Here is an 8901-nt window from a genome sequence, read left to right as displayed (position 1 = left end):
GCCGCTGGAAGCTCACCTTCGCCTTCGGCCTGGTGCATGGCTTCGGTTTCGCCGGTGCGCTCAAGGACCTGGGACTCGCGCAGGGCGCACTCGCCCTGCCGCTGTTCGGCTTCAACCTCGGCGTGGAACTGGGGCAGCTCGCCATCGTGGCGGCCTTCCTGGCCGTCGTCTGGGCCGTGCGCGACACACGCCTCTACCGCGGCGTCGGCCTGCGCGCGGGCTCTGCGGCGATCGCGGTGCTGGCCTTCGCCTGGCTGCTGGAGCGTGCGCTGGACTTCAGGTGGCCGGTGCTCGGCTGAGCGTCAGAGCACCACCTTGACCATCGGGTGGGTGGACAGCGTTCGGTACAGCTCGTCGAGCTGCTCGCGGCTGGTGGCGGTGACGGTGACCGTCACGCCCATGTACTTGCCACCACTGCTGGGCCGCAGCTCCACGGTGGCGGCGTCGAAGGCCGGGTCGAACTTCTCGGCCACCAGCGTGATGGCGTGCACGAAGCCATCGACGTTCTCGCCCATCACCTTGATGGGGAACTTGGAGGGGTATTCGATCAGCGACTGGTCGGACGGGATCTCGGGCATGGTGTGCTTGTCAGATGGATTGGGTGCGCTTGGCGCGCTGGTAGGCCTCGTACAGCCGCGCGTAGACCGGCCCCGGCTTGCCGCGCAGGGCGCCGTGGCCGACGGCCTCGCCGTCGAGCAGCGTCACCGGCAGCACCTCTTTCGAGGCGGAACTGAGCAGGATCTCGTCGGCGGCCAGCACATCGGCCTCGGGCACGGGGCGCAGGTTGTAGGCGATGCCTTCTTCCTCGCACAACTCGCGCAGGAGCTCGTAGCGCACGCCTTCGAGCAGGTGCTCGCTCTTGGGGGGCCCAAGCAGCGCGCCTTCGTGCACCACCCACACGTTGCTGGCCGAGCCTTCGGTGAGGTAGCCGTCACGCAGCAGGATGGTCTCGACCGCGCCATGGTCGGCCGAGATCTGGCGCGCCAGCACGTTGCCCAGCAGCGAGGTCGACTTGATGTCGCCGCGCTCCCAGCGGAAGTCGCGCGCGGTGACGCAGGCCACGCCCTTGTGGCGCTGCTCCGCGGTCGGCCCCACCAGCGGGCTGGTCATGATGAACACGGTGGGCTCGATGTCGTTGGGCATCACGTGGTTGCGCGGTGCCACGCCGCGCGTCACCTGGATGTAGACCGACTGATCGTCGGCCGCCTGCGCGGCGATGAGCTTGCGGCAGTGCGCGAGCCACTGCGACTCGGTGAACGTGTTGGCGATGCGCAGTTTGGACAGCCCGCGGCTCAGGCGCGCCATGTGGTCGTCGAAGCGGAACACGCGACGGCCGTAGGCAGGGAAGGCTTCGTAGAGTCCGTCCCCGAACATGAAGCCGCGGTCGAGCACCGAGACCCTGGCGTCACGCAGGGCGAGGTACTCGCCGTTCAGGTAACACAGGCTGTCAGGAATCGCGCTGTCAGAAATCTTCAAGGCGCCTCCTACTGGCATCAACTTCTCGTCAAGAGAGGCAGGTTACTTGATCCACAGCCGAATGGCATCCCATGCGCGGCCAAAAATGCCGGCCTGGTCGACCGCATTGAGCACCACCAGCGGCCGCTCGGCAACCAGCGTGCCCGAGGGGGTGGTCACCTTCAGCGTGCCCACGCGCTGGCCCTTGGCGAGCGGCGCCACCAGCGGGTCGGTGCGCTCGATCTTGGTCTGCAGCTTGGCGCCGTCGCCCTTGGGGACGCTCAGGAACACCGGCGCGCCCGTGCCAAGCTGGGCCTCGTTGGCCTGGCCCTTCCACACCGGCACGGTGGCGATGGCCTTGTCGGCCTCGAACAGGCGCACGGTGTCGAAGGCCTGGAAACCCCAGTTGAGCAGCTTCTGGCTCTCGTTGGCACGTGCGTCCATCGAGGCCGCGCCCAGCACCACGCTCAGAAGGCGGCGCTTGCCGCCGCCGGCGCCGTTGGCGGCCAGGTTGGGGAAGTCGCGCTGCGCCGACACCACCATGCAGTAGCCGGCGGCCTCGGTGTAGCCGGTCTTCATGCCGTCCACGCTCGGGTCGCGCAGCAGCAGCACGTTGCGGTTGTTCTCGTTGGTGGTGGGCGAGCCTTCGTAGTGGTACTTCTTGATGGAGTACAGCGGGTAGTACTCGGGGAAGTCGGCAATGATGTGGCTGGCGATCACCGCCACGTCGCGCGCCGTGCTCTTGTGGCCGGCTTCGGTGAGGCCGGTCGCGTTCTTGAACGTGGTGTTCTTCAGGCCCCAGGCCTGCGCCTGGCGGTTCATCATGGCGACGAAGTTGTCGAGCGTGCCGCCCACGCCTTCGGCGATCACCACCGAGGCGTCGTTGCCCGAGTTGACGATCACGCCACGCAGCAGGTCGGAGACCTTGGGCGTCATGCGCGGCTCGATGAACATCAGCGAGCCGCCACCCTTGCGTTCTTCCCAGGCGCGCAGCGAGACGGGCAGCGTCTGGTCGAGCGTGAGCTTCTTTTCCTTCAGCGCGGTGAAGGCGATGTAGGCCGTCATCAGCTTGGTGAGCGAGGCCGGGTCGGCCGGAGCGTCGGCCTCGCGCTCGGCCAGCGTCTGGCCGGTGCTGAGGTCGATCAGCAGGTAGCTGCGCGCGGCCACTTCGGGCGGCGTGGGCATCTGGGCGAAGGCCGACGTGGCCGAGGCCAGCGTCAGGACGGCAAGAGCGAGGAGTCTTTTCATTGGTCTGGTCTTCAAAGGTGAGGGGGCGTGAGGCCACGCCAGGGGCTCATTGGGAGTGAGTGGACCCGTGGCACACCACAAGGTTCTTGAGCAAGGTGAGTTGCCCATGAAAGAAATGTCCAGCGCCGGGGATCACGACCACCGGCAGGGCCTGGGGACGGGCCCAGTCGAGCGTGGCCGACAGGGGCACCACGTCGTCGGATTCGCCGTGGATGACGAGCGTGTCGGCCGGGACGTTGGGCACCTGCTGCTTCTGCGTCGACGGGCCGACCAGCACGAGCGCCTCGGCCTTGGCATCGTCGGCCAGGCGCTGCGCCGCCTGGGCGGCGACGAAGCCGCCGAAGGAAAAGCCGGCCAGGCGCAGCGGCAGGGCGGGGTCTCGGTGGGCGGCGATCACGGCCAGCGCGTCGTCGGTCTCGCCGCGGCCTTCGTCGAAGCGGCCCTCGGAACCACCCACGCCGCGGAAGTTGAAACGCACCGCGCGAAAGCCCAGCTGCACGAAGGCGCGGGCGAGCGTCTGCGCGACCTTGTTGTCCATGGTGCCGCCGTGCAGCGGGTGCGGGTGACAGACCACCGCCACACCGCGCGGCGCCTCGGCCGGCTCGTCGATGGCACATTCGATCGCACCCGCCGGGCCGGCGATGCGCACGCGCTGGGTCTGCGAGTTCATCGGCCGACGCTGTCGGGCAAGAGCAAACGCTCGACGACCACGCCGTTCTTCAGGTGCGACTCGACGATCTCGTCGATGTCGGCCTTGTCCACGTAGGTGTACCAGACGGCTTCGGGGTAGACCACCGCCACCGGCCCGCCGGCGCAACGGTCCATGCAGCCGGCCTTGTTGACGCGGACACCGCCGGGGCCATTGAGCTTCTCGGCTTTGGCGCGTGCCTTGCAATGCTCGAAGCCGGCCTGCGCGTTGTGGTCGGCGCAACTGGCTTCGCCGTTGTCGCGCTGGTTGAGGCAGAAAAAGATGTGTCGCTGGAAATAGCTCATGCCGGATTTTACGAAGTCGGGTCGCGCGCGGTCACGCGCAAGAGCAGGTACATGAGCGCTGCGTAAGGCCACAGCCAGCCAACCCACTGCGCCGCACCATGGAAGCGGATGAAGCGCCCCTGTTCCCAGGCCTGCAGGCTCTCGGCGTAGTAGGGGTCGGTGGGCGCCTGGGCGACCAGCGCCACCAGCAAGGTCAGCCCCACCAGCCCGAGGCCGGCCACGCCGCGCCGCGGCAGGAAGGCCAGGCCGATGGCCAGCGCGCAGCCCACCACAAGCGCCGGCAGCACGGCCGGGCTGAGCCAGGCCAGGGCGTGCTGCGGCCCGAAGTTCAGCGCTGTCGACAAGGTGGTGGCGGCCAGGCCCACGCTCAGCGCGGCGGGTACCTGCACCACGCGCCACTTGTCGCGACGCAGGATCGCAAAGGCCACGAACGAGGGCGCGAGCAAGCCCAGCACGATGGCCACCCATTCCGTCCCGCGCGACAGCGGCGTCAGCGCCTCACGGGCGTTGACCCAGCCTTCCACCCAGCTGGCCCACGGCGTGCCGTCGAGCGCCGCCGCCGCTGCCTCCTGCAGGGGCACCAGCACCTGCCCCAGGCCGAACGGCACCGGCGCCGGGAACAGCAGCCCCACCGGCCACAGCAGCAGCAAGGCGATGCCACCGGCACTGTGCGCGATGAACCAGCGGTCGCGCAGCACCTGCCAGCGCGCCACGCCGCCCAGCGCCTGCACGGCCAGCGCGACCAGCAGGCCCAGCAAGGTGCCGGCGGTGTTGAGCAGCCAGTCGGCCAGCGACGGCACGCGCTGCGGCAGCCAGTTCTGCAGGCTTTCCATCGCAAGCGAGAGCGACGCGCCGGCCAGCACCGAGGTCAGCGCCGACACCGTGGCGGCGCGGCCGCTGCGCACCTGCGCGCCGTACAGCAAGGCACCGAATGGCATGTAGCCCAGCAGGTTGGAGACGAGATCGAAGCCCGTCCACCACGGGCGCCAGGGCATGTGGCCCAGGCCGAGAAGAGGCACGCCGGCCGGCAACTTCCAGCCCGTGAAGGGCGACAGGCTGGCGTAGACGATCAGCGCGGCATACAGCAGCGCCAGGGGCGCGGCGGAGCTGCGGTGCCGTTCCATCGCCGCGATCAGAAGGGCTTGACCACCACCAGGATCACGATCGCCGCAAACAGCAGCACTGACGATTCATTGAAGACACGGAACCAGCGCTCGCTGCGCTGGTTGCTGAAGCTCTCGAACGTGCGCAGCAGCGATCGGCAGGCGTGGTGGTAGCCGAGCACCAGCAGCACCAGGAAGAGCTTGGCGTGCAGCCAGCCACCCTTGACGCCGAAGCCCAGCCAGAGCCACAGCCCCAGCAACAACGCCGGCACCATCAGCAGGCTGGCGAAGCGGTACAGCTTGCGCGCCATCAGCAACAGGCGCTCGCGCTCGGCGTGGCTGTCGGCGGGCACCGAGGCCAGGTTGACGAACAACCGGGGCAGATAGAAGAGGCCGGCAAACCAGCTGGCCACGAAGACGATGTGAAAGGCCTTGACCCACAAATACAAGCTGCTCATGCGGCTGGATTATGGGTGTGCGCTGCACGCCCATGAAAAAAGCCCCGGCCATGCGGCCGGGGCTGGAAAGCCTTATCGCTGTCATCACGGCAAGGCTCCTGCTCAGGGAGGAAAAGCAGGGGACAACGGCCTTGCGGCTATCATCCGTTGTCAACTTTAGCAGATGACCCCAGGCCGAGAGCAAGCCTCTTGACACCGGAAAAACACGCAGTTGCCAACTCTGACGCGCCGGTCATCTGAGCCCCAAAACGAGCCAGGAACCGCGCCGTGCACACCCCACCGCCCTACCCCGCCAGCCGGCCGCGCCGCCTGCGCCGCGATGAATTCACCCGCGCCCTGGTGCGCGAGAACCATGTGCTGCCCAGCGACCTGATCCTGCCGGTGTTCGTGCAGGCCGGGAAGGACAAGGCGCACAACGTCGACTCCATGCCCGGCGTGCAGCGCCTGAGCCTGGATCGCCTGCTGCCAGTGGCCGAGGAGTGCGTGAAGCTCGGCATCCCGGTGATGGCGCTGTTCCCGGTCATCGACAGCGCGCTCAAGACCGAGGACGGCCGCGAAGCCACCAACCCCGAGGGCCTGGTACCCACCGTGGTGCGCGAGCTGAAGAAGCGCTTTCCTGAACTGGGCTTGTTGACCGATGTGGCGCTCGACCCCTTCACCTCGCACGGCCAGGATGGCCTGCTCGACCCCACCGGCTACATCCTGAACGACGAGACCGTCGCCGTGCTCACCCAGCAGGCGCTTGTGCAGGCCGAGGCGGGCGTGGACATCGTGGCGCCAAGCGACATGATGGACGGCAGGATCGGAGCCATCCGCAACGCCCTGGAGGCGCGCGGCCGCATCCACACCCGCATCATGGCCTACAGCGCCAAGTACGCGAGCGCCTTCTACGGCCCCTTCCGCGACGCCGTGGGCTCGGCCGCGAACCTCGGCAAGAGCAACAAGAAGGTCTACCAGATGGACCCGGCCAACACCGACGAAGCCTTGCGGGAAGTGGCGCTCGACATCGCCGAAGGCGCCGACATGGTGATGGTCAAGCCCGGCATGCCTTACCTGGACATCGTGCGCCGCGTGAAGGACGAATTCCGCGTGCCCACCTTCGCCTACCAGGTCAGCGGCGAGTACGCGATGCTCAAGGCCGCGGCCCAGAACGGCTGGCTGGACCACGACGCCGTGATGATGGAAAGCCTGCTCGCCTTCAAGCGCGCCGGCGCCGATGGCGTGCTGACCTACTTCGCGCTCGACGCGGCACGCCTGCTTCGCGCTCGCTGATGCGGATCTTCCACATCCTCCCGGACCAGTTCACCGAGCTGGCCGAGCTGCCCGAGCAGCTGCCGGCGAGTGGCTACCTGTGGATCGGCAGCGCGCGGCGCGAGTTCGAGGTCCACACTGGCACCGTGCAAGCGGCGCTGCAGCGCTGGACCGGATCTCAGATCGTGGATCTGCACGTCTCCGACCTGCTCAACAACCAGTTGCCCTCGCACTTCGACTACACCTCGGCCTACGACATGCTGGTGTTCCGGCGTCTGGCCGCCGGCAGCGGCAGCAGCGCCATGTTCCTCGACGATGCGCAGGGCACGCTCGCCACCGCCAAGCGCGCGCTCGAAGCCATCGACACCAGCCCGGTGGGCTTTGCCGTGTTCGACCGCGTGCTGCTCACCGTGCACCCCACCGACTGCCAGGTGCGCGAGTTCTTCGCCTCGCGCCTGCTGCAGACGGCGCAGGGCTCGGAGCAACGCTCCGAACAGCGGCCGGGCGTCTCGCGCATGCCGGCCAGCCCGCCCGACCTGATGCTGCGCATGGTCAACCACATGGTCGACAGCTACCTGGAGTTGCGGCGCCTGCTCACCAAGCAGCTCGGCTACCTGCAGCAGGAGCTGTTCAAGCCGCACAGCCGCTTCGACAGCTGGCAGGTGCTGCTCGATTCGCGCAACGCCTTGCACCTGCTGGAGGACACCTGCGAAGACCAGCGCAGCGCCATCGTCGAATGGCTTGATTCGCTGGAAGAGTGGCCGACCGCGCAAGACGCGACCGTGATGCGCGAGCGCGAGCTGCTGCGCCTGCGCTCGCGCGACGTGCTGGAACACATCGAACGCGTGCTGAGCCATGTGCGGCGGCTCGAGAGTTCGGCCGAGACCGCGGTGCAGATGCACTTCTCGGCCCAGAGCAACCGCACCAACGACATCATGCGCACGCTCACCGTGCTGACCGCCATCTTCATGCCGCTGAACCTGATCACCGGCTTCTTCGGCATGAACTTCGACGGCATGCCGCTGATCCACGCCGCCACCGGCGTGTGGATCGCCAGCATCGTGATGGTGATCGTCGGCGTGGGCCTGGGCTGGTTCTTCTGGCGCAAGCGCTACCTGAGCACCTCGCACCGCTGAGGCTTCAGCGGGCGTAGGGGTCGTCGAAACCCAGGCGGGCGAGGATCGCCGCCTCCTGCGCTTCCATCATCTGCGCCTCGGCCTCGTCCTCGTGGTCGTGCCCTTGGGCGTGCAGTGTGCCGTGCACCAGCAGGTGGGCGTAGTGGGCCTCGAGGCTGATCCCCTGTGCCTTCGCCTCGGCCTCGACCACCGGCGCGCACAGGATCAGGTCGGCGCTCACCACCGGTTCATGGGTGTAGTCGAAGGTGAGCACGTTGGTGGCGTAGTCCTTGCCGCGGAAGTCGCGGTTCAGGGCCTGGCCTTCCTCGGCATCGACGATGCGCACGGTGATCTCGCCGGGCAGCTCCAGCGCCGCGCGCACCCAGCGCGCGACCTTGTGCCGCGGCAGCTGAGCGCGGTGCGAGGCATCGGCGAACTGCAGCGACAGGGTCAGTTCGGGCTGCGCCATCAGCTGCGATCCTGCGGCGCAGCGTCGTAGGCCTCGACGATGCGTGCCACCAGCGGGTGGCGCACCACATCGGCGGCGGTGAAGCGCGTCATGGCGATGCCCTTCACGCGGCGCAGCACGCGCTCGGCGTCGATCAGGCCGCTGTCGGTGCCGCGCGGCAGGTCGATCTGGCTCACGTCGCCGGTCACCACGCACTTGCTGCCGAAGCCGATGCGGGTGAGGAACATCTTCATCTGCTCGCGCGTGGTGTTCTGCGCCTCGTCGAGGATCACGAAGGCGTGGTTGAGCGTGCGCCCGCGCATGAAGGCCAGCGGTGCGATCTCGATGCTGCCCTTCTCGAAGGCCTTGGCAACCTTGTCGAAACCCATCAGGTCGTAGAGCGCGTCGTAGAGCGGGCGCAGGTAGGGGTCGACTTTCTGCGCCAGGTCGCCGGGCAGGAAGCCCAGGCGCTCGCCGGCCTCCACCGCCGGGCGGGTGAGGATGATGCGCTGCACCGCACTGCGCTCCAGCGCGTCGACCGCGCTGGCCACGGCGAGAAAGGTCTTGCCGGTGCCGGCCGGGCCGATGCCGAAGGTGATGTCGTGCGTCTGGATGTTGTTGAGGTAGGTGCGCTGGTTCTCGGTGCGGCCCGAGAGGTCGGCGCGGCGCGTGCGCAGGACGAACTCTTCGGCTTCGACTGCATCGCCTTGCACCTCGCGCAGGGCCGCGCGCGTGCCGCCGCGCTTGACGTCGGCCTGGGCCTCGACCAGTGCGAGCTGAAAGGCTTCGGGCGGGATCGGCTTGCGCGCGTGGTCGTACAGCGTCTGCAG

General features: G+C 68.1%; 12 protein-coding genes. 3 read left to right on the top strand and 9 right to left on the bottom strand.

The genetic code is table 11. From position 1 onward, the window contains the following. Positions 1 to 299 (top strand): HupE/UreJ family protein (locus VFL64_RS06360; RefSeq protein WP_489539537.1); only part of this gene is annotated, 299 nt, incomplete at its 5' end. Between the two features lie 3 nt (positions 300 to 302). On the opposite strand, the gene VFL64_RS06355 is transcribed toward VFL64_RS06360, so the two are convergent. The 7 genes from VFL64_RS06355 to VFL64_RS06325 are packed head-to-tail and all read right to left on the bottom strand — an operon-like array spanning position 303 to position 5257. Continuing rightward, positions 303 to 578 carry a YbeD family protein gene (locus VFL64_RS06355; protein WP_489539536.1) on the bottom strand — a complete coding sequence of 92 codons (276 nt, stop codon included), beginning with the start codon at positions 576 to 578 and terminating at the stop codon, positions 303 to 305. 10 nt (positions 579 to 588) lie between these two features. Then, on the bottom strand, positions 589 to 1494 hold the full coding sequence (locus tag VFL64_RS06350) for an aminotransferase class IV (protein WP_489539535.1): 906 nt from the start codon (positions 1492 to 1494) through the stop codon (positions 589 to 591). A 24-nt stretch (positions 1495 to 1518) separates the two neighbouring features. After that, positions 1519 to 2703 (bottom strand): D-alanyl-D-alanine carboxypeptidase family protein, encoded by a 1185-nt coding sequence (locus tag VFL64_RS06345; RefSeq protein ID WP_489539534.1) that lies wholly within the window; start codon positions 2701 to 2703, stop codon positions 1519 to 1521. A 46-nt stretch (positions 2704 to 2749) separates the two neighbouring features. After that, positions 2750 to 3373 carry an alpha/beta hydrolase gene (locus VFL64_RS06340; RefSeq protein WP_489539533.1) on the bottom strand — a complete coding sequence of 208 codons (624 nt, stop codon included), beginning with the start codon at positions 3371 to 3373 and terminating at the stop codon, positions 2750 to 2752. After that, complete coding sequence (locus tag VFL64_RS06335) at positions 3370 to 3696, bottom strand: (2Fe-2S) ferredoxin domain-containing protein (protein ID WP_489539532.1); 327 nt, start codon at positions 3694 to 3696, stop codon at positions 3370 to 3372. Before VFL64_RS06335 ends, VFL64_RS06340 begins: the two co-directional genes overlap by 4 nt. An 8-nt stretch (positions 3697 to 3704) precedes the next feature. Continuing rightward, the gene (locus tag VFL64_RS06330) at positions 3705 to 4820 is read right to left on the bottom strand and encodes a VanZ family protein (protein ID WP_489539531.1); all 1116 of its coding nucleotides are present in this window, start codon (positions 4818 to 4820) and stop codon (positions 3705 to 3707) included. 8 nt (positions 4821 to 4828) lie between these two features. Beyond that, positions 4829 to 5257, bottom strand: a complete 429-nt coding sequence (locus VFL64_RS06325; protein WP_489539530.1) for a CopD family protein — start codon at positions 5255 to 5257, stop codon at positions 4829 to 4831. A 267-nt stretch (positions 5258 to 5524) separates the two neighbouring features. Here VFL64_RS06325 and hemB point away from each other — a divergent pair, with 267 nt between their 5' ends. Next, positions 5525 to 6529, top strand: a complete 1005-nt coding sequence (gene hemB, locus VFL64_RS06320; protein ID WP_489539529.1) for a porphobilinogen synthase — start codon at positions 5525 to 5527, stop codon at positions 6527 to 6529. Next, positions 6529 to 7644 carry a magnesium transporter CorA family protein gene (locus tag VFL64_RS06315; RefSeq protein ID WP_489539528.1) on the top strand — a complete coding sequence of 372 codons (1116 nt, stop codon included), beginning with the start codon at positions 6529 to 6531 and terminating at the stop codon, positions 7642 to 7644. Before hemB ends, VFL64_RS06315 begins: the two co-directional genes overlap by 1 nt. Positions 7645 to 7648: 4 nt before the next feature. Here VFL64_RS06315 and ybeY read toward each other — a convergent pair whose 3' ends face one another. Both ybeY and VFL64_RS06305 read right to left on the bottom strand, forming a co-directional pair. Further along, on the bottom strand, positions 7649 to 8092 hold the full coding sequence (ybeY, locus tag VFL64_RS06310; RefSeq protein WP_489539527.1) for an rRNA maturation RNase YbeY: 444 nt from the start codon (positions 8090 to 8092) through the stop codon (positions 7649 to 7651). After that, on the bottom strand, positions 8092 to 8901 hold an 810-nt coding region (locus VFL64_RS06305; protein ID WP_489539526.1), incomplete at its 5' end, for a PhoH family protein. The genes ybeY and VFL64_RS06305, both read right to left, overlap by 1 nt.

Origin of the sequence: Rhizobacter sp. (assembly GCF_035702065.1) — a bacterium.
GTDB lineage: Bacteria > Pseudomonadota > Gammaproteobacteria > Burkholderiales > Burkholderiaceae_C > Rhizobacter.
The sequence above is the reverse complement of the archived record's forward strand: the minus strand, read 5'-3'. Positions and strand labels throughout refer to the sequence as shown.